Source organism: Bradyrhizobium sp. CCBAU 51745 (assembly GCF_028128715.1).
Lineage (GTDB): Bacteria > Pseudomonadota > Alphaproteobacteria > Rhizobiales > Xanthobacteraceae > Bradyrhizobium > Bradyrhizobium manausense.
Window position 1 is genome coordinate 33995 of sequence record NZ_LBJP01000064.1, and the last position, 19327, is coordinate 53321.

Annotated in this window: 21 protein-coding genes; 14 read left to right on the forward strand and 7 right to left on the reverse strand. The window is 60.8% G+C overall.

Going from position 1 to position 19327, the window contains the following annotated elements; genetic code table 11:
• Positions 1-21: 21 nt before the first annotated feature.
• The 10 genes from XH98_RS15545 (at position 22) to XH98_RS15590 (ending at position 9954) form a co-directional block, all read left to right on the forward strand.
• Positions 22-1017 (forward strand): ABC transporter ATP-binding protein, encoded by a 996-nt coding sequence (locus XH98_RS15545; protein ID WP_271597672.1) that lies wholly within the window; start codon positions 22-24, stop codon positions 1015-1017.
• Positions 1010-1705, forward strand: coding sequence for an SDR family NAD(P)-dependent oxidoreductase (locus tag XH98_RS15550; protein ID WP_271619131.1), 696 nt, complete (start codon positions 1010-1012; stop codon positions 1703-1705). The genes XH98_RS15545 and XH98_RS15550 overlap by 8 nt, the downstream gene beginning before the upstream one ends.
• On the forward strand, positions 1702-1986 hold the full coding sequence (locus tag XH98_RS15555; RefSeq protein ID WP_271619132.1) for a (2Fe-2S)-binding protein: 285 nt from the start codon (positions 1702-1704) through the stop codon (positions 1984-1986). The genes XH98_RS15550 and XH98_RS15555 overlap by 4 nt, the downstream gene beginning before the upstream one ends.
• Complete coding sequence (locus XH98_RS15560; RefSeq protein WP_271597675.1) at positions 1983-3353, forward strand: NAD(P)/FAD-dependent oxidoreductase; 1371 nt, start codon at positions 1983-1985, stop codon at positions 3351-3353. Before XH98_RS15555 ends, XH98_RS15560 begins: the two co-directional genes overlap by 4 nt.
• Positions 3350-4510: an NAD(P)/FAD-dependent oxidoreductase gene (locus tag XH98_RS15565; protein WP_271619133.1), complete on the forward strand. Its 1161-nt coding sequence runs from the start codon at positions 3350-3352 to the stop codon at positions 4508-4510. Before XH98_RS15560 ends, XH98_RS15565 begins: the two co-directional genes overlap by 4 nt.
• Entirely contained in the window at positions 4488-6038 is a 1551-nt protein-coding gene (locus XH98_RS15570) for an ABC transporter substrate-binding protein (RefSeq protein WP_271619134.1), read from the forward strand. The genes XH98_RS15565 and XH98_RS15570 overlap by 23 nt, the downstream gene beginning before the upstream one ends.
• 31 nt (positions 6039-6069) lie before the next feature.
• Positions 6070-7008, forward strand: a complete 939-nt coding sequence (locus tag XH98_RS15575; RefSeq protein ID WP_271597678.1) for an ABC transporter permease — start codon at positions 6070-6072, stop codon at positions 7006-7008.
• Positions 7005-7874, forward strand: coding sequence for an ABC transporter permease (locus tag XH98_RS15580; protein ID WP_271619135.1), 870 nt, complete (start codon positions 7005-7007; stop codon positions 7872-7874). Before XH98_RS15575 ends, XH98_RS15580 begins: the two co-directional genes overlap by 4 nt.
• Positions 7871-8845, forward strand: a complete 975-nt coding sequence (locus tag XH98_RS15585; protein ID WP_271619136.1) for an ABC transporter ATP-binding protein — start codon at positions 7871-7873, stop codon at positions 8843-8845. The genes XH98_RS15580 and XH98_RS15585 overlap by 4 nt, the downstream gene beginning before the upstream one ends.
• A 578-nt stretch (positions 8846-9423) precedes the next feature.
• Complete coding sequence (locus XH98_RS15590) at positions 9424-9954, forward strand: Crp/Fnr family transcriptional regulator (RefSeq protein WP_271619137.1); 531 nt, start codon at positions 9424-9426, stop codon at positions 9952-9954.
• Between the two features lie 57 nt (positions 9955-10011).
• Here XH98_RS15590 and XH98_RS15595 read toward each other — a convergent pair whose 3' ends face one another.
• The gene (locus XH98_RS15595; protein WP_271619138.1) at positions 10012-10908 is read right to left on the reverse strand and encodes an MBL fold metallo-hydrolase; all 897 of its coding nucleotides are present in this window, start codon (positions 10906-10908) and stop codon (positions 10012-10014) included.
• A 2-nt stretch (positions 10909-10910) separates the two neighbouring features.
• On the reverse strand, positions 10911-11897 hold the full coding sequence (locus tag XH98_RS15600; protein ID WP_271619139.1) for a Bug family tripartite tricarboxylate transporter substrate binding protein: 987 nt from the start codon (positions 11895-11897) through the stop codon (positions 10911-10913).
• A gap of 138 nt (positions 11898-12035) precedes the next feature.
• Here XH98_RS15600 and XH98_RS15605 point away from each other — a divergent pair, with 138 nt between their 5' ends.
• Positions 12036-12860 (forward strand): helix-turn-helix domain-containing protein, encoded by an 825-nt coding sequence (locus XH98_RS15605; protein ID WP_271619140.1) that lies wholly within the window; start codon positions 12036-12038, stop codon positions 12858-12860.
• 127 nt (positions 12861-12987) lie between these two features.
• Here the strand turns inward: XH98_RS15605 and XH98_RS15610 are convergent, their stop codons facing one another.
• Together XH98_RS15610 and XH98_RS15615 are read right to left on the reverse strand one after the other, a co-directional pair.
• A complete protein-coding gene (locus XH98_RS15610; RefSeq protein WP_271619141.1) occupies positions 12988-13365 on the reverse strand; it encodes a hypothetical protein in 378 nt (125 codons plus the stop codon).
• Between the two features lie 114 nt (positions 13366-13479).
• Entirely contained in the window at positions 13480-13689 is a 210-nt protein-coding gene (locus XH98_RS15615) for a hypothetical protein (protein WP_260370480.1), read from the reverse strand.
• A 182-nt stretch (positions 13690-13871) separates the two neighbouring features.
• On the opposite strand from XH98_RS15615, the gene XH98_RS15620 reads away from it, so the two are divergent.
• Complete coding sequence (locus XH98_RS15620) at positions 13872-14294, forward strand: hypothetical protein (protein ID WP_271619142.1); 423 nt, start codon at positions 13872-13874, stop codon at positions 14292-14294.
• 155 nt (positions 14295-14449) lie between these two features.
• Here XH98_RS15620 and XH98_RS15625 read toward each other — a convergent pair whose 3' ends face one another.
• A complete protein-coding gene (locus XH98_RS15625) occupies positions 14450-15196 on the reverse strand; it encodes a C13 family peptidase (RefSeq protein ID WP_271619143.1) in 747 nt (248 codons plus the stop codon).
• 118 nt (positions 15197-15314) lie between these two features.
• On the opposite strand from XH98_RS15625, the gene XH98_RS15630 reads away from it, so the two are divergent.
• Positions 15315-16556, forward strand: coding sequence for an adenylate/guanylate cyclase domain-containing protein (locus tag XH98_RS15630; RefSeq protein WP_271619144.1), 1242 nt, complete (start codon positions 15315-15317; stop codon positions 16554-16556).
• 84 nt (positions 16557-16640) lie between these two features.
• Here XH98_RS15630 and XH98_RS15635 read toward each other — a convergent pair whose 3' ends face one another.
• Positions 16641-16886: a hypothetical protein gene (locus XH98_RS15635; RefSeq protein WP_271619145.1), complete on the reverse strand. Its 246-nt coding sequence runs from the start codon at positions 16884-16886 to the stop codon at positions 16641-16643.
• Positions 16887-17357: 471 nt separating this feature from the next.
• The gene (locus XH98_RS15640) at positions 17358-17606 is read right to left on the reverse strand and encodes a hypothetical protein (RefSeq protein ID WP_271619146.1); all 249 of its coding nucleotides are present in this window, start codon (positions 17604-17606) and stop codon (positions 17358-17360) included.
• 265 nt (positions 17607-17871) lie between these two features.
• Between XH98_RS15640 and XH98_RS15645 the strand changes: the two genes are divergently transcribed.
• Positions 17872-18393 (forward strand): hypothetical protein, encoded by a 522-nt coding sequence (locus tag XH98_RS15645; protein WP_271597795.1) that lies wholly within the window; start codon positions 17872-17874, stop codon positions 18391-18393.
• The last annotated feature ends 934 nt before the right edge of the window (positions 18394-19327 follow it).

Consider the following 19327-nt stretch of genomic DNA (forward strand, 5'->3'; position numbering starts at 1 on the left):
TCGCTTTGGCAGTCCCGCCCCATGCGCGAACCGGTCTTGCGTGTCGAAGATCTTCGAGCCGAATTTCGCGTTCGCGCGGAATGGTATCCGGCCGTCGACGGCGTCTCCTTCACGCTCGACCGCAATGAGACGCTGGCCCTCGTCGGCGAGTCGGGCTGCGGAAAGTCGGTCACCGCCCTCTCCATCATGGGTCTCGTGCCGCAGCCGCAGGGTCGCGTGTCGGCGGGGCGCATCCTGCTCGACGGAACGGACCTGCGAACGCTCGATGAGACCGGATTCGAAGCTCTGCGCGGCGACCGCATGACGATGATCTTCCAGGAACCGATGACGAGCCTCAATCCGGTGATGAGCATCGGCGCGCAGGTCGGCGAGGCGCTGCGCGTCCATCGCAGCCTGTCGCGGGAGGACGCGCAGGCGAAGGCGCTCGCTGTGCTGGAGGAAGTGAAGATTCCGTCCGCAAAGCAGCGCTTCCACGATTATCCGCATCAATTCTCAGGCGGCATGCGCCAGCGCGTCATGATCGCGATGGCGCTCGCTTGCGAGCCTATGCTGCTGCTCGCCGATGAACCGACGACTGCCCTCGACGTCACCATTCAGGCGCAGGTGCTCGGGCTGCTTGCCGACCTGAAGGCGCGGCATGGCATGGCGATGCTGTTCATCACGCACAATCTCGGCGTCGTTGCCCAGATCGCCGATCGCGTCGCGGTCATGTATGCGGGCCAGATTGTCGAAGAAGCGCCTGTGCACGAGATTTTCGCAGCGCCTGCCCATCCCTATACGCGCGCGCTGTTCTCGGCCATCCCGCGGATGGATCGCGCCGAGCAGACCCTCGCCGCCATTCCGGGACGCGTGCCACCCTTGAACGACATGCCGAAAGGGTGTCGCTTCGCACCGCGCTGCCCGTTGCGCCGCGAAGGATGTGAGGTTCCGCAGATTCTGGTGGCCGCTGCCCCACGGCATCTCGCGCGGTGTCACGTCGCAACCAACGCTTTTGGCAAGGAGCTTGCCCGTGCTTGAGGCGGATGGTCGCGTCGTCATGGTTTCCGGTGCCTCGCGCGGGATCGGCCGCGCGGTGGTGGAGCGCCTGATCGATGGCGGTTATCGCGTCTCGGCCGGGGTGCGCGATTCCCGTGGGCTGGTCGGGTCCGATCGGCTGATGCTGCATCGTTACGACGCCGAGTCACTGCCCTCGGCGGAAGCATGGGTTGCAACGACAATCGAGCGCTTCGGCCGGGTCGACGGCCTCATCAACGCTGCCGGAATCAATCCGGAAGCCAATCTCATCGATCCTGACGAAACGGCGCTCGACGCCATGATGCTGATCAACGTCAAGGCGCCGATGCGGCTCATTCGCCTCGCGCTTCCGCATCTCGCAAAGAGCGGCGAAGGGCGCGTGATCAACGTCGCCTCGATGTCCGGCAAGCGCGTCCGCAATCCCAATGCCGGTTATGCGATGAGCAAGTTTGCGCTGCTCGCCCTCACCCATGCCGTACGACAGTACGGCTGGGAACACGGCATTCGCGCGACTGCGATCTGCCCAAGCTTTGTTGCGACGGACATGACCGCCCATGTCACCAAATGGCCGCGCGAAAAAATGAGTGATCCGCGCGACATCGCCGAGCTGATCGCGACGGTCCTGCGACTGCCCAACACGGCGACGATCGCCGAACTGCTGATCAATTGCCGGCTGGAGGACATGCTATGAGATTGCGGCGGCTGGCGGAGACGGACCGGCCCACGGTGTCGTTCCTGCTCGACGGCACTCCTGCGGACGCACTCGAGGGCGATACTTTGCTCACGGCCATCCTCGTGCGGGACGGTCACCTGCGCACAAGCGAATTCGGCGATGGCCTCCGTGCCGGCTTCTGCCTGATGGGGGCGTGCCAGGACTGCTGGGTCAACGTCGAGGGTGGTGGCCGCGTGCGCGCCTGCACCACGCAGATCACCGAGGGCATGTGCGTGACGCGCAGGATGGTGCATCTATGAGCACTGTTATTGTCGGCGCTGGTCCAGCCGGTACGCGCGCGGCCGAAGTTCTTGTCGGCGCGGGCCTGCGCCCGGTCGTGATCGACGAGGGGCTGGAGAACGGCGGGCGAATCTATCAACGCCAACCCGCCGGCTTCCGCCGCGCCGCGTACACTCTCTATGGCTTCGAGGCCGCAAAGGCCCGGGCCATCCACGACGTCTTCGACCGGCTTCGTCCTTCGATCGATTTCCGACCGCGAACCCTGGCTTGGAATTTGCGGCCTGGCGTCATCGACACGATCTGCGAGGGCAAGGCGCACACAGTGCCGTTCGCGCAAACAATCCTCTGCACCGGTGCCATGGATCGCGTGATCCCGCTCCCGGGCTGGACGCTGCCGGGTGTCTTCACCTTGGGCGGATCGCAGATTTCGCTGAAGACCCAGGGCTGCGCCATCGGCGCGCAGGTCGCCTTTGTTGGAACGGGCCCCCTGCTCTATCTCGTCGCTTATCAATATGCGCGCGCCGGCGCGCAAGTTGTGGCCGTGCTCGATACGACGCCGTTCGCCACCAAGGCGAAACGAGCGTTTGGGCTGATCCGCGGCGGGACGACCTTCGCCAAGGGACTCTATTATATCGCCTGGCTGCGCGCGCACGGCATTCCCATCGTCGAGGGCGCGGCCCCGCTTGCCATCGAGGGCAACGGCCGGGTCGAATCGCTGAGCTGGCGCGACGCGGGCGGCGCCAGGCACGAAGCGTCGGTCGATGCCGTTGCGCTCGGCTGGGGGCTGAAGCCCGAGGCGCAGCTCGCTGATCTCGCTGGCGTGCCGTTCGACTTCGATCCTGTGCAGCACAATTGGGTGCCGCACCGAGACCCCTCAGGCCGAACTTCCGTAGACGGCGTATTCCTGGCCGGCGACGGCAGCGGCATTCGCGGCGCTGATCTCGCCGAGGCGGCCGGCGCTCGCGCCGCCTGGGCTGTGCTGGCGGCGCGCGGCCTCGGGGTCGATGCGCGCGCAGTCGCGCGCCTCGATGCGATTCTGGCGGCCGGCGCCACCTTCCGCGCAGCGCTGGAACGGGCATTTCCGTTTCCGGCAAAGCTCGCGGCTGATATCGCCGACGATACCATCCTGTGCCGGTGCGAGTTGATTACGGCGGGTGAACTGCGCGCCGCTGCCAACGAGGCGTTGGCCACGCTTCCGCCGCCGGAGGTCAACCGGGCGAAAGCCCTGACCCGTGTCGGCATGGGACGTTGCCAGGGGCGCGTCTGCGGCGCAGCGGCGGCCGAAGTGCTGGCGTCCACACTCTCCTGCCCGGTAGAGCAGGTTGGACGGCTGCGCGGTCAGCCGCCCGTCAAGCCGATACCCATCCTTCCGGCGGAGGCAGCATGAGCGCGACGCTGACCGATGTGCTGATCGTCGGTGGCGGTGGCGCAGGCTGCTCCACGGCCTTGCATCTCGCAAGCCGCGGCGTGCGGTGCATCCTGCTCGAGCGCGGCCAGATCGGCGGACAAGCCAGCGGCGTCAATTACGGCGGCGTACGCCAGCAGGGACGGCATCCGGCCGAATTGCCGCTCGCCCGCCGCTCCCGCGAAATCTGGGCAAGGCTGCCGGAGCTCATCGGCACCGACTGCGAATTCGAGGTGACCGGTCACCTGAAGCTCGCACGCAACGAAGCCGAGGAAGCCAACCTCGTCGCCTATCTCGACGTTGCCCGGGACAACGGACTTCCGCTGATCATGATCGGGGGCAACGCCGTCCATCAGCAATATCCATGGCTGGGTTCCGATGTCGTGGCCGGCTCGCTCGCACCCGATGACGGCGCCGCCAACCCGCGTCTGCTAAGCCCAGCGCTTGCGCGAGCCGCGCGCGATAAAGGCGCTGACATCCGTGAATTCATGCCGGTCAGCCATCTTACCCATGACGGCACAGAGTTCATCGTGCAGTCGGGCGAGCACGAATTTCGAGCCCGGCATCTCGTCAACACAGCCGGTTATTGGGGCGGCGCGATCGCCAAGGCATTCGGCGAACCGGTTCCCGTTTCGGCGCTCAGCCCGAACATGCTCGTGACCGAGCCCATACCCTACTTCATTAGGCCCAATCTGGGCGTTGTCGGCGGCGACGTCTACCTGCGTCAAATCCGACGCGGCAACGTCATCTTCGGCGGCGGCCGCGGGGAATCCGATCCGGATGTTCCGCGTTCGCGGCCCTTGCCCGAGCCAGGCTATGCGGTCATGGCGAAGGCGCTCCAGCTCGTGCCGCAGCTCGCGGGTGTACAGGTGATCCGCAGCTGGACCGGCATCGACGGCGAAATGCCGGACGACATTCCGGTCATCGGCCCCAGCCGCACGACGCGCGGCCTGTTTCATGCATTCGGGTTTTCAGGGCACGGCTTCCAGCTCGGCCCCGTCATCGGGGCCATCATGAGCGAGCTAATCCTCGACGGCCGCACGGATGTCCCGCTCGAGCCGTTTCGTATCGATCGTTTCGCGCAGGACGGATCATTCAACCAGCAGGGACAGAGACATGAAGCTTCGCGTCACGCTTAGCGCGGCACTCGCCGCCGCCACGCTCATTGCGGTACCCGCTTCGGCCGCACCCAAGACCGATCTGAGAGTCGGCATGGCCGCCCAGGATGTAGGCCAGCTTGATCCCCATCGCGCAGTCAGCACGATCGACCGCACGGTGGTTGCGTGGATGTACAACGGTCTTGTCCGCTTCAAGCCGGGGACGATGGACCCCACGCAGATCGAGCCGGATCTCGCCGAGAAATGGGAATCGAGCGCCGACAAGCTCGACTGGACGTTCCATCTGCGTCATGGCGTCAAGTTTCATGGTGACTTCGGCGAACTGACCGCCGATGACGTCGTCTTCAGTCTCAAAAGAGCCAGCGAAGCCAAGACATCGGCCTTCTCGGCCGATTTCGCCGCTTTCAAGACCATTGAGGCAACGGACCCTGATACGGTCCACATCGCGCTGGCGCGGCAGGTGCCGAGTCTGCTCGGGTTGCTCACGAACTATTCCGGCGGCTACATCGTCAGCCGCAAGGCGGTCGAGAAATATGGCGCGGACTTCACGCGCAATCCGGTCGGTACCGGCCCCTTCGCCTTCGTGTCCGACACGCCCAACCAGTCGCTCGAGCTCGCAGCCTTCGACGGCTATTTCCGCGGCAAGCCGAAGCTGGCGCACGTGAGCTATCGCTACATTCCCTCGGACTCCTCGCGTGACCTCGCCTTCCAGAACGGCGAAATCGACCTCGTCTACGGCAAGCAGGATCAGGCCTGGATCAACCGCATCCGCGCCCTGCCGAACTCGGTCGTCGACATCTTCGAGCCCGGCGAGCTCGCCAATCTCAATCTCAACATCACGGCAAAACCGCTCGACGACATCCGCGTGCGGCAGGCGATCGCCTACGCCGTCAACCGGACGGAGCTCGTCAAATGGCAAGGCGCCGACACCGCGCGGCCGGGCCAGAGCGTGATTCCGGCGGGCTATCTCGGATCCTCGAAGGATGTCGGCCTCGTCAGCACCGACGTCGCCAAAGCCAAGGCGCTGCTCAAGGACGCTGGCTATCCGGACGGCGTGACCATCAAGGTGATCCACACGCAGTTGCCGCAGATGCTGGGTAGCATGCAGGTCGTACAGGCCCAGCTGAAGAAGGCGGGCATCAATCTCGACATTGAGGTGGTCGATCATGCCACGTTCCACCAGCAGATCCGCAAGGATCTGAGCCCGATCGTCTATTACGCGGCGGCGCGTTTCCCGGTTGCGGACATCTACCTGACCCAGTTCTTCCACTCGGCGAGCATCGTCGGAAAACCAACGGCGGTCACCAATTTCAGTCACTGTGACGTGGCGGACAAGGATATCGACGCCGCCAAGACCGAGGTCGACGCCGAGAAGCAGGTAGCCCTTTGGGTCGAGGCCCAGAAGAAGATCGTCGCAGCCGTCTGCGCCGTTCCGCTCGCCGAAGCCCTGCAAATCTGGGCGCATCGCACCGACCTCGACTACGGCTACGATTTGAAGGCGTCGCTATCGCTTGGTCCGCTCCTGACCGAGGCCACGCACTTCAAGTGAGGTCAACGAGACAAAGCCACAGGATCGTCCGGTGATCAACTTCATCATCCGCAGGCTGCTTGCCTCGATACCGACGCTGCTCGCGGTATTGACGCTCGTATTCCTGCTGGTGCGTGTGGTCCCGGGCGATCCCGCCATTGCAATCCTGGGCGATCGCGCAACCCCGGACGCCCTCGCAGCCCTGCGCGCCGAGCTTGGCCTCGATCGCTGGATCGCCGCACAATATGTCGACTTCCTGGGCCACGCCTTGCGCGGCGATCTCGGCACCAGCATGGTCACGCACCGTCCGGTCTGGACCGAGATTGCCGAAGCCTTGCCGCACACGATCGTGTTGACGTTGGCAGCCATGGTGATCGGCTGCCTGATCGGCATCCCGGCCGGCGTCTGGGCCGCACTGCATCGCAACGGCCCGATCGACGTGATGACGCGTCTCTTTTCGTTGCTCGGGCTGTCATTTCCCGTCTTCGTTTCGGGCATCTTTCTCCTGATCGTCTTTGCGCTGCAGCTCCACCTCTTTCCGGTGATCGGCAATCCGCGCCCGGGCGACTGGATCGACGGCCTGCACAAACTCGTCCTGCCCGCAATCACACTCGGCATCGTGATGGCGGCCTATGTGGTGCGCGTGACTCGCAGTTCGATGCTACAGGTTCTGGGAGAGGACTACATCCGCACCGCGCGCGCCAAAGGCGTGCCGCGCCGCTCCATCATCTGGCGCCACGGCTTTTCCAATGCCTTGATTCCGGTGGTCACCGTGGTCGGCCTCTATGTCGGCATCCTCATCGGCAATTCGGTGCTCACCGAAATCGTCTTCAACCGGCCCGGCCTCGGCAAGGTGATCGTCAGCGCGCTGACCCAGCGCGACTACACCATGTTGCAGGGCATGATGGTGATCTATTGTTTCCTGATCGTCGTCGTGAACCTGATCACCGACCTCAGCTATGGCCTCATCGATCCAAGGGTTAAGCAATGACCGATGTGGCCGTTTCTGCACCGCCTTCGCCATGGCGCGCGATGGCCGGCCGGATCTTGACCGACCCCACGACACTCGCCGGCGTCATCGTCTGCGCGATCATCGTGGCCGGCGCACTGCTGGCTCCGTGGCTGGCCCCTCATGATCCCCTCGAACAGAACATCATCGATCGCCTGGCCGGACCCGGTTCGGAGTATCTGCTCGGCACCGACCAATTCGGCCGCGACGTGCTATCACGGCTGTTGTGGGGCGCGCGGGTGTCCCTGCTGGTGTCGTTTCTTTCCATCGCCGGTGCCGTCATCATCGGCGGGGCGATCGGCATGGTCAGCGGTTATGTCGGCGGCCGTTTCGATCTCATCACCATGCAGGTGATGGACGTCCTCCTGTCGTTCCCGAGCCTCATCCTCGGCATGATCATGGTGGCCCTGCTTGGCTCGAGCGTCACCAATCTCGTCGTTGCAATTGCGCTGACCGCGATAGCCCCCTTCGCGCGTATTGCGCGAGCTCCCGTTCTGGTACTCAAGGAGCGCGCCTTCATCGAGGCCGGCCGCGCACTCGGCTTCTCGCATTTGCGCATTCTGTTCGTGCATGTGCTGCCCAGCATCGTCAACGATCTCCTGGTCATGGGCACACTCTGGATGGCGACGGCAGTGCGTACGGAAGCCTCGCTCTCCTTCATCGGGCTCGGTGTCAAGCCGCCGACGCCGACCTGGGGTGGCATGATGCGGGACGGTTTCGAGAATATTCTCGATTCGGCATGGCTGTGCATATGGCCGGGCCTCGCCATTCTTGCCTTGGTCTTGGGACTGAACCTCGTCGGTGACGGGCTTTACGACGCGACCGATCCGAAAGCGAACGCGCAATGACGGCGTCCCAAGCCCTGCTCGAGGTCCGCGACCTCGCCAAGCATTTCACCGTCACCAAGGGTTTCCCCCGACCGGTCACAACCATCGTCCGTGCCGTCGACGGCGTCAGTTTCGCCGTCACACGCGGTGAGGCGTTCGGTGTCGTCGGCGAGTCCGGCTGCGGTAAGTCGACCGCGGCGCGCGCGGTGCTGCGCCTGATTCCGCCGGATGCTGGCCACGTGCGCTTCGCCGATATCGACGTGACCGGCGCCCATGGATCAACGCTGCAGCGGCTGCGCCGCCGCATGCAGATCATCTTCCAGGACCCGTATTCGTCACTTAATCCGCGACGTACGATCGGCCAGACCCTGACGGAGCCGCTTGGCGTGCATGGCCTCGCCCATGGTCGTGCCGCGCGTGAGCGCGCAATCGCATTGCTGGAGGAAGTCGGCCTGCCGTCATCCGCCTACGACCGCCATCCGCACGAGTTTTCCGGTGGCCAGCGTCAGCGTATCGGGATTGCGCGTGCCCTGTCTGTCGAACCCGAACTGATCGTTGCCGACGAGCCGGTCTCCGCGCTCGATGTCTCCGTTCAGGCTCAGGTGCTCCTGCTTCTGAAGGACCTACAGGCACGGCGCGGGCTGACCTTCGTATTCGTCAGCCACGATCTCGGTGTTATCAGGTGGTTCTGCTCGCGCGTCGCGGTGATGTATCTTGGACGCATCGTCGAGAGCGGCCCGGTGGCCCGCGTGTTCGGCGCACCACGCCATCCCTATACGCGCATGCTGCGTGATGCTTCGCCGATCCCCGATCCGGGGATCAGAGGCAAAATGCCACGCATCGTTGGCGAAATTCCATCAGCCGCCAATCCGCCGGCAGGATGTCACTTCCACCCCCGTTGTCCGCGCGCGTCCGACCTGTGCCGCACTGTGTATCCGGAATGGCGGACTGATGGTGATGCGGGTGTCGCCTGTCATCATCCTGAGAACTGATTGGTCGCATCGGCCGCCGGCGCGCAGTCATGCTCTGGACTCGGCGGCGCAAAATCGTGGCTTGTCACCGTAGCTGCTGGAAGTGATCGCTCCTCAAACTCAGATAGCTACAGAGTTTTCAATATCATACCGAAGCTGGTTCGGAGGAGTGGATATCCGCTAACACGTGCTTTTGACGGGATTTGCCCACACTCCAACTGGGTGCGTTAACGAAGAAATCTTCGCCAAGACGTCATTATCTTCACCAGTTGCCTCACGCCTCCGCGCGTCATCTCGCCTGCTCTGACGCAATCGCGAACGCAGGTCTCTGGGCCGCGAAACACCTCGCGCGCGTCTTCTCCGACCCGCGTTAACCCTGTCTCTGAACTTGTCCCGTATCCGCGCGAGACTGTTCGCTTCTGCCGCTAAGCCGCCTCATTGGACTTCTGCAATCGTCCTCCATTTTCGGAAGCTCATTTCCGGCGGGTGTTAATGAGCGGCTTCTTGTCGCGGCAACGGGTGATTTCAGAACGAAATCAGATATCGCCTTCTACGTGCCCGGCGACATCCCGGACCTTCACTCTTTGCACGTACCAACGATGGATCATGATCTGTGCAGCACGGGTCCGTCCACAATCGCCACCGTGAGCCATGTTGTACTCAGACAGGTGTTGCGGGACTTCCCCGGACTAACCTACGCTCTTTGGGGAGAGTCCGTCATTCAGGCGGCAATTTACCGAGAATGGGTCGAGAACCTCGGAGCACGAGCTGCACTTCCGCGAGTTGCGCACTTACTCTGCGAACTCTCAACGCGACTACAAAAAGTCGGACTGGCGGGGAATGGCAAAATGAATTTGCCGTTCACCCAAGCTGACTTTGCCGATGCCTGCGGCCTTTCGGTGGTGCACATCAACCGCACCATTCAAGAACTCCGTCGTCGCGGCCTGATCGACTGGCAAAAGCCAAACGCTAGAGTTGCTGCAACGTGCGGAGTTGGAGCTCATTGGAGAGTTCAACGAAGAATACCTGCATTAAGAAAATCGAAGTTCGTCATCATTAGTCGATGGTCGGCTTGTGGCCCATCGCTGCCACGTCCTACGGCCAAGGATCTGTCGGCTGTCAGGGGATAGACCGAACTAACTTAAGAAGCTGGGCTAAACCGTCGCGATTGACTCGATGCCGACATTTCAGCTCTCCAATTTTGCACCTACAACTGTGACGGTCTCGCCTATCTCGAAACTCAACAGATCTTCGCCGACGACGAGCGGCCCGGAATAGGTCTCGCGCGTCGCTGAAATTAAATCCCCTATGCTAGGCGCCGCGACGGCTCTGCTCGCAAGCATAACGAGATGGGTAAAAGCGGCCATTTTCGGCCTTGTCTTTGCAAATACCCGTCCAGCCTCCTGCGGCGAGGTGTGATGATTGAGGATGCGCTGGATGTAAATTTCATCCAAAAGTTCAAGGCGCGCCATCGCTACCTCATGCACCAGCAGATCGGCGCCCGCGCCGTAGCGCACCACGTTGGCGTTGTAGCGAGTGTCGCCGGAGATCACGGCAACCCGGCTCTGGTACTCGATCCGGTAACCATAAGCCGGCCTGATCGCCTCACCATGGTCGACCGAGAAGGCAATAACCTTTAGATCGCCGGCCTCGTAGACGATGCCGTCCTCGGAAAATTCCTTCACCGTGATAGCGGCGTGCTCGCGAGCGAGCTTCTCATCCTCGATACGAATCTCAATGTCCTGCGCATAAGCCGCTTCGAGATGATGCATAAGCCTTGCGGTGCCGACCGGGCCGATCACGTTGAACGGCCGACGACGGTTGGCGAAATAGGAGCTCAGCCAGCCTGTCAACCAGAGGTCGGGAATGCCCACGGTGTGGTCCGAATGAAAATGCGTGAGCAAAAGCGCATCGAGTTTGCCGATGGGAACACCGAGCTGAAAGAGCCGCATCGTGGCGCCGCGACCAGCATCGATAAGGAGAGTGTGATTGCCCGCCTCGATAAGCGTACTCGGCCCGAACCGATCTGGACGGGGGATCGGTACCCCCGTCCCGAGCAGCGTCACCCGGAAATCCGCGGTCATTGCTACTCGACCTTAATGCCGGCATCGGAGATGACTTGGTGCCAGTGCGTGATCTGATCGCCGACCATGCGGCCAAATTGCTCGGACGTGCCGCCTGCGGCTTCGGCGCCGATCTTTCCCAGTGCTTCCCGCACCGACGGCCTTTGTAATGCCTTGTTGATCGCTGCGTTGAGCTGCGTCACCGCTTCCTTTGGCGTGCCGTGCTTGACCGCAAACCCCGTCCAGTCCTCAACCACCAACGATGGATAACCCGCTTCGACGATGGTTGGCACGTCAGGAAGGGCCGGCACGCGCTTCGGACCAGTCACTGCCAGAGCCCGCAGCTTGCCGGTCTTGATCAGGTCTACCACGGGCAAAATGGTGATGAACTGGAAGGCGTTGGTGCCGTTGAGCAGGTCGCCGATTGCTTGCGAAAATTGCGCGTATGGAACGTGCTGGGCGCGCGTACCGGTCTGCTGCTTGAACTGCTCGCCGATCAGATGCGCGGGCGTGCCGAACCCCCCCGAGGAAAACGTCAGCTTGTCCGGCTGGCTTTTCAGCAAGGCGACCAGCTCCGCCACTGTCGTAGCCGGCACGGACGGATTCACCACCAGCACATTGTAGGATACCGTCGCCTTTATGACGGGATCGAAATCTTTGTCGAGGTCAAACGCGATTTTGGGCAACAGGGACGGTGCCGCGACCGATGGCACCGACATCGCATAGAGGCTGTTGCCGTCCGCCGGCTGGTTCAGGACGTCGGTCGCAGCAATGGTCGTGACGCCCCCGGGGCGGTTCTCGACGATCACGCGCCAGCCTTCCGATTCCGCCAATTCCTTTGAAATGATCCGGCTTATAATGTCGGGCGGCGTACTGGCCGAGTTCGGCGCCACGAATCGAATAGTCCCAGAAGGAAAGGATTGTGCTGAAATCGGTAGGCTAGAAGCCATCAAAAGCGCTACGGCCGCGATCGGCAATGCAGTTCTGTGACTAAACTGGCGAGGTGTCATGGAAGTCTCCATCAAGGGATGAACTCTCAATCCGCAACCTGCAGGCACATGACTTTCCAGCGGGTCGACGAAAGACGCTATAAAAATCGACGTGCGTTTCACAATGTGAAACGCTATGTTCCACAATGTGGAATCTGAATGGACGGAACTCTGGTGGCGGGACCTAAAATCATCAAGAGCCTAGAGCGAGGGCTGCAGGTGCTTCAGGCGCTGCAAATGCAGCCGGACTCCTCGCTTCAAGAACTTTACATTCTGACCGGCATCTCCAAGCCCAGCCTGCTTCGGATCCTCCACACCCTCGCTCGGTCGGGCATCGTCACGCGACGGCTTGGCGACGGCCGTTATCGCATCGGCGCGATGCTTTCGCAGCATGCGCCGTCGCACCGTGAACATCGCGACAAGATTGCGGAAGTCGCGGCTCCGATTTTGGACCGATTATGCGAGCGCGTATCTTGGCCATCAGATTTGATGGTGCCTGCCGGCGATCACATGGAGATCTGCGAGACAACCCGAGCGCGGAGCCCGTTCCTGTTGCAGCAGGAGCGCATAGGATTGCCGGTAAACTGGTTATGGTCTGCTGTGGGGACGGCTTATCTTGCGTACTGTCCTGCGAAAGAACGTCAGCGCGTCATTGGCTTGCTGCGCGCCTCCACCCGCCCGGAAGATCGGCTGGCGCGCGAACCTGCGCGGCTGAGTGCCATTCTCGATGAGGTTCGGGCGCGCGGTTATGGCATACGGAACTCCATGCACACAGGAGGCTACTATGGCGGACCGCCGCACTCAGACGGCCTGTTTTCAATTTCTGTTCCCCTGCTGGACGGACCCCGCGTGCTGGGAGCGATCAATATGCTGTGGCTCAAGAACGCATTCTCCATCGAAGCGTTCGCGGCCCGTCATCTCGGCGAACTTCAGAATGCAGCGGCGGAAATCGCAAGTACAGTTCGGCGGCGAAGAAAGCGTTGATGTCTCCTAGTGGACCCGTTTGAGACCTAACGATGAGCACTGAATATGTCCGCTCATCGGGTCTGCCCGGAAGCCATCGCGGCAGGACTAAACCGACGCGATTGACCCATCCGCGACATGGGCACGTTCAGCCGACCAGCTGGCAGTGCCCGCTGATAACAGTGCCGTCGCGTTTATGCGCCTTAAGCGTGCCGTCGACGCGGTTGATGAAACCTTGCCAGACAGCGGTCGGGTCGAACAGATGTTGCCAAATGTTGCCGAGGGTAAGCGCCGTCTCAAAGAACAAGTGCGTATCCGTGACGTGGACGGCCAAATTGCTTCCGAATGTCAGAGAGTGCATCGTCCCCTGGTCCAGATTAACGGTAACCTGTTCCCCGCTTATGTAGACCGAGTTGCGCTCGCCACCCGTAAGGCCCCGCGCCCAGCATTTCAGATCGATCGTCTCGGCATGTGCAGCCGTTGCAGCTAGCAGCGCTACGACGATAATGGTTGCTTTCAGCTTCACAGTTATCTCGTGCTTTGTGACGGCCCTGCCGGGGGTTCGGACACGGCGGGACATTCGATGACTTTGCCGAAATTTCGGTGTCGCCTTCGAAGGACATGCAGAGGACTCAGTCGTTCAGAGATGAGCACGCGGCAATAGCCATCCCATGATCTTCTGATACGGATCGCGACGACTGCGGACGAATGCGTTCTCGTTCTGCTGAGCGGCGGTCCTGGCGAATTCAGAAATCCCGTCCATAGACTGCCGTTTATCCTTCGGAAGCTTCGCCCATTGGCGAATGATCTTCCGGCGGGCTTCGCGTTGCTTTTCCCTTACGTCAGGCATCGGGACGCTCCTTGAAGAGGATTATTCCGTCGACCTAGTATTGTTTGGGCTCCCTAGAACTTCAACGTCCAATCAAGAACTCTTAGCCCCTCTGATCGTGCAGCGCTATACACGGGAGCGAGTCTCATATTGGCTTTGCAGGCCCGCCGCCCTAGAATTGCGGCGATTGCAGGACGGGCGAAATGCAGTATGTTTGCGACGCGCCGAAGGGCAAGACCTGGTTCCGTATCGAGACGGAAGGTGAAGCGATGCATGAGTCGCGCCTGATGGGCCACACAGTTGAGAAATATTTCCGCCGCGAGCGGGAGAAGGCAGTCCAGTCCTGGCATCCCGAGCGGCCCAACGCGATCGAGCGCGACATCGGCCTCGAGGCCCATATACAGCGAGAGATGCCGCTTTTCCTCACGCTGCGCGACAGGGAGGGCAATGCACTGACTACAGCGATGCTGCCACCGGGTGGCAAGGATCGCGGCGGGTTCCGGATCATCATCGTTGCCGCATCCAATGCCGATCCTTACCCGCAGCAGGACGCGGCCATCGCTGCACTGGGAGCGCATTTCGGTCTCACACTCGATCGCAACCGCTGCTTCCCCTACGGCCGCTAAGGAGCCTGACAAGTATCGCCGCCTGATTGGAGCGATGTCGGCTCATGGGCCTGAATGCGAAGTCTAAGCGGGTAGCCAAATAGTCTGCTTATCGGGGGTGACCGGAAACGGCGATGCGCCCGCGAGCAATAGCCTCTGCGCTCACGGCCCGTTGTTCAAGGGCGTCCGACGAGCAATGGCAGCACGTCTGCACCGCCCGCCATGAGTGGATTCGACGGCTCGAAATGTTCTCGCAATTCTCGCTTCCGGACGAGTGAGCGCGCATCGAGAAACGCATCCTTCAGGCTGACGGCTTTCCGGAGCGCGACATTGAAAAAAGCGTCCCCAAAATAGGTCCACTTGGCCTTGTCCTGGCAGCCGAACGACGGATGCTTGTCATCGGCCGCGGTGATGACCAGCACATCGGGAGTCGCCAGGCGCGGAATAAAAACCCCCGAATAACAAGCCGAGATGACCACCACCTTGTGTCGCACACCTGTCTTCGCGAGCATGTCCCGGAGACGAGATGGTGTAAGCGTTTCTGTCAGCCGCCCCGCCTTGATTGCAAGGCCATCAGGAGAGCCATGCGAGGTGAGAATCAAAAAGAGAACATCGTTCTCGGGATCCAAGCGGTTGGCTGCCGTCTGCAACGACTTGGTCAGAGCTTCGATCGTTGCGCTTCCGCCTTTCTTGGAATTGTACTCCACGTTGATCGGTCCAGTCTCAAAACGGTCGGCCACGACCTGAGCCGCGCCGGTCGCCTCGGATCTAAACACGCCTTGATCCCCATACAGGCCAAAGGACACTACGCCAACCTTCGCAGCGCCCTCAATAGCACGTACCGGAGGAACCAACGGCCAGATGGTCAGAAAAAAAGCGACGAGCAGCGCGCCGAGCCGCCTGATCGAGCACCTGGAGGTCATCGCGAACCTCGTTTCGAGATCGCCGCTTCCGCAAGCGCCATCCGTCTCGATGATATGCGCGCAATGAGGTAAACTACTGCCGGATGACGTTGCGGCGCAATAATGAAAGCAACCGTCAATGGCATGGCACCCCAACATTCGGTACGGCACCGAAAGATATCCCGAAAAGGTCGCTCGCCGGCTGCGCGGATTCAACATCGCAGTGTGGCTTGCGTCGTTAATTCCAGCGAGCATGGCATTCGTCCGCTTCCTCGATGGGAAGTGGAAGGTCGGTGTCGCGGATATTCTCGTGGCAACAACGTACGCTTCAATGCCCCAACTTCATCGATATGGACCGATTACAGCACCGCTCGCGTTTGTGGCCGTCTCATATGCGGTTATTCTCTGGGTCACTTCACTGGTTGGCACGAGCGGAGCAACGCAAATTGGCTATTTCACTGCAACCGCGCTGAGTATCTTAATCATCGGGACCGAGCGTTATTTTATTAGCATCATACTCGGGATCGTCTCAGTCTCCTTGATCTTGCTTGTAGAAATAAGCTTGCCGCGCGATACCGGCTTCGTTTCGCCTTCGATGCTCTTTCTCACAAATTTCAGCGCGAGCATCGTTCTCAATTCAGCCCTCCTCTACGGCATTATCTTTTATGCCGTGTGGCAAATGGAACGAGCCGAAGAGGCTGCGGAACGGGAGCGTAAGCGCTCCGATGCCTTGCTGGCTAACATTCTTCCAGCCAAGGTCGCAGATCGATTGAAGGAACGGCCGGGCACGATCATCGCCGACTCTTATGCCGAAGCGTCCATCCTATTTGCCGACATGGCAAGCTTCACGCTCCGTACAGCCGACACAACGCCGGAAGAACTTGTGAGCTTCTTGAACCGCGTATTTTCCCAACTCGATGGTCTGGTCGAACAGCACGAGCTGGAAAAGATCAAGACCTCCGGCGACGCCTACATGGTTGTTGGCGGAGTGCCCGCACGGAGACCTGATCACCTTCACGCGCTCGCCGGGTTAGCACTCGATATGCGCGAGGCTTTGGCAGGTCTCGTTGATGGAAAGGGTCGTGCGGTGCCGGTGCGGATTGGTGTTGCCACCGGTCCTGTTGTAGCGGGCGTGGTTGGTACGCGAAAGTTCTTCTACGACGTTTGGGGCGATGCCGTGAACGTGGCCTCGCGTATGGAGTCAACGGGTATTCCCGGCCAGATTCAAGTTACCGACAAAGCATACGAGGGCCTAAAGGACGACTTCAGCTTCGAGAGGCGCGGCCCAATCGATATCAAGGGAAAAGGAGAAATGCAGACGTGGTTCTTGATTGGCCGCAAAGCATCGGCTGGCGCCTTCGATCCGGTGGTCACGGCTTGACGCTTGTTGCTGCGACACGAGTGACGCAAAAGCAGAGATCGTGGCACCCCCGCTTCTGGCGGATCAGCGAAGTGGCGGCACCCCTCATCGAGGTCCGTCAACGATGCAGTCTCCGACACGACGCATCGTCGCGGTTGATGAGCCCGGCAGATAGGCCGAGATCGATCGCATCGAAATGCCATCGTACTGGGCGCGGGCCGAGTCGATCACGCCCTTGGTGGGCATGTAGAGGTCGGCGGTGACCATCGTGATGGCCTCGGGCGCGTAGGCCAGCGACTGATGCGATAGTCGGCTGGGATGACGACCGCCCCTGCTTCCTTGAGCCGCCATGCTCGCCCGCCATTCTCGCATAGCAGCACGGGAAGCCAAATTGATCGCCCGGGCGAGAGAGGCCCTCGCAAACTCCGAAGCACTGCTTCAACAGAGCGCCCCCTCGACGTTTGTTGGGAGAACAACAAAGCCTCCCCACAAATGAGAAGACGCTCCTGCTCCAGAAGCAAAAGCGAGCCAACGAGCTTCGAGCGATGGTGCGCCAGAACATTCTTGAGCAGCGCAAATTTCTTAGAAAGCTGCGGGCGCGGGCCAGGGGCAATGCTTGTCCTGGCGAGCGCCGAAATCTATCCAGAGATGCCTTATTCCTTGAACAGATACTTAATAAGAGCGGCAGCCGCGAGGATCAGCACGATCACCAGCAAAAGGCCGATCAAGCCCATGCCCCACATACCGGCGCCGCCCATCATGTCTTGCATCATGGCGCGTCACTCTCGCTCATAGAGAGCGTGATCCCGAAGCGCAGTCCTCTCATCTACCGTGCGGAACGACAGTCTTTGGGCCACCGCCATAAGCGTGGGATTTTTCGGTTCTGACGCCCTGCGCGTAGATGTCGCTTCGCGGCGCGTAAATATCAATTCCTTGCGCATAGATATCGCCACCGCTTTGCCGTGTCATGGGGGCAGACGATTTGGGGCCGCCTTGGTACTGCTGAGCCATGCTGGACACAGTCAAGAATGGCGTGACGAGTGCGACGGCAAGGACGTATTTGATAGTCATGATTTTCCTCCGGCACTTACTCCAAAGTGTTGCTGGCAGGTTACACCCCTGCTGCACTCATCTTCATCAAAGAGCTGTGAGCGTGCCTATTTTTTAGCCTCAGCGAACCGTCTTACCTGCCTGCCCTTGTGAAAGCGGGGCGCTCTTCAAAAGAAAACTAATTCAGATCACGCCTTTAGGTGACCGTTCTAAACGGCATCGGCTGGTGGCACGCGACTTGCGACGCGTGGCGCGGGATTGATCCGCTACTGCCGAGGAAAAGGACATGCGAGCGCACCTGATTGCTGCTGTTGTTTTGATGGCGCTAAGCGTTACATCGGCTTCCGCGACCGTAATTATCAGCGCCGACATCGGCGGTAAGATGCGGGACTATGCGACGCACTTCCGACATGTGCGCGACTCCGGTGAGTCCGTCATCATTACGGGCAAATGCGTTTCGGCCTGCACCATGGTGCTCGGATTAGTCCCGAGCGACCGAGTCTGCGCCACCCCTGATGCGGTGCTTGGTTTTCATGCGGCCTGGATGTTCGATGACTCCGGCAAACGCGTCGTCAGCGCATCCGGGACGCAAGAACTAATGACGACCTATCCAGCTCCGGTGCGCGCTTGGATCGCACGGCGCGGCGGGTTGACGACAAAAATGATGTACCTTCGAGGTCGCGATCTCGCCGCCATTGTTGCGCATTGCGATAGCTCACGCGTGGCATCTGCTTCACGCTCGAAGCGCTTCGGCGGCACTCAAATTGATGATACAAATTCGCCTCGCGCCAGTTTTGGCGCGCGCTGAATAATCGCACCGGCTTGCTTATCGGTTCTTGCTGCCTAAAGGGACCTGAGCAATAACCGGGTGTCCGCAGGCATCGGTTCATGTCTGCCTATGGCCCTCAGCCGAACAACGCTGAAACCATTGTATTGTCGGCTATCGGCGGCAGACCGGACCCGGGGCCCGTGCTCACTTCGACCGCTGCTTGTGACCCAACTCGGACATTCCGCTTAAAACACAAACCCCGCCAAAGCGGGGCCTCGACGCAAGCAAACCCGGTAGCTTGTCGGATTACCGTGCCCTCCGGTAGCTATTTGAAGCACATTGCTGCCGGATAACGGAGAAGCCCAGCTCTACGCCTTCGACCTGGTGGCGCCCGAGGGCGATGATCTGCGCGAGCTGCCGCTGTTCGAGCGCAAGGCGCGGGCCTAGGACCATCTATCGCCCTAGAGAACGCCACACCCAAACGGCCGATTAAATTTAGAACACTGTATCTTTTTAGACTGAGGGATTGAATCCCGAGCAGAAGGATATGAACCGGCGTGCCGGGTTGAGTTTGGTGCGTCGGGCGGTCTCGGAGCGTCTCGTCTCCAGCCCCCGAGATGCTCGGGACCGTTCGTCTGAAAATAAATCCCGCGACTCACATTTGTTGTGGCCGGAACTAGTGGTGCCGGGAAGATTCGGTAAACCGGGGCTGGCTGATACTTCACTTAAATTTTTCACCCGGAAGTTTTGACCAATGCCCGGGCCGCAGCTGCCCCAGCTGCGGCCTTCGTATTCTGCGAATTCCGCTTTCGGAGATCTAATGCCCAACGAACATTGCTTGATCGTACATGCTGCTGGAAGACAATTGGACCTGCTTCGCGGAGAAGCTTCGCGCATCGCAAAGGGAAAACAGATTAACTGGTGGACCGATCGCGGCGACGCCGGTACACGCTTTTGTTTTGAAGACGCGAAC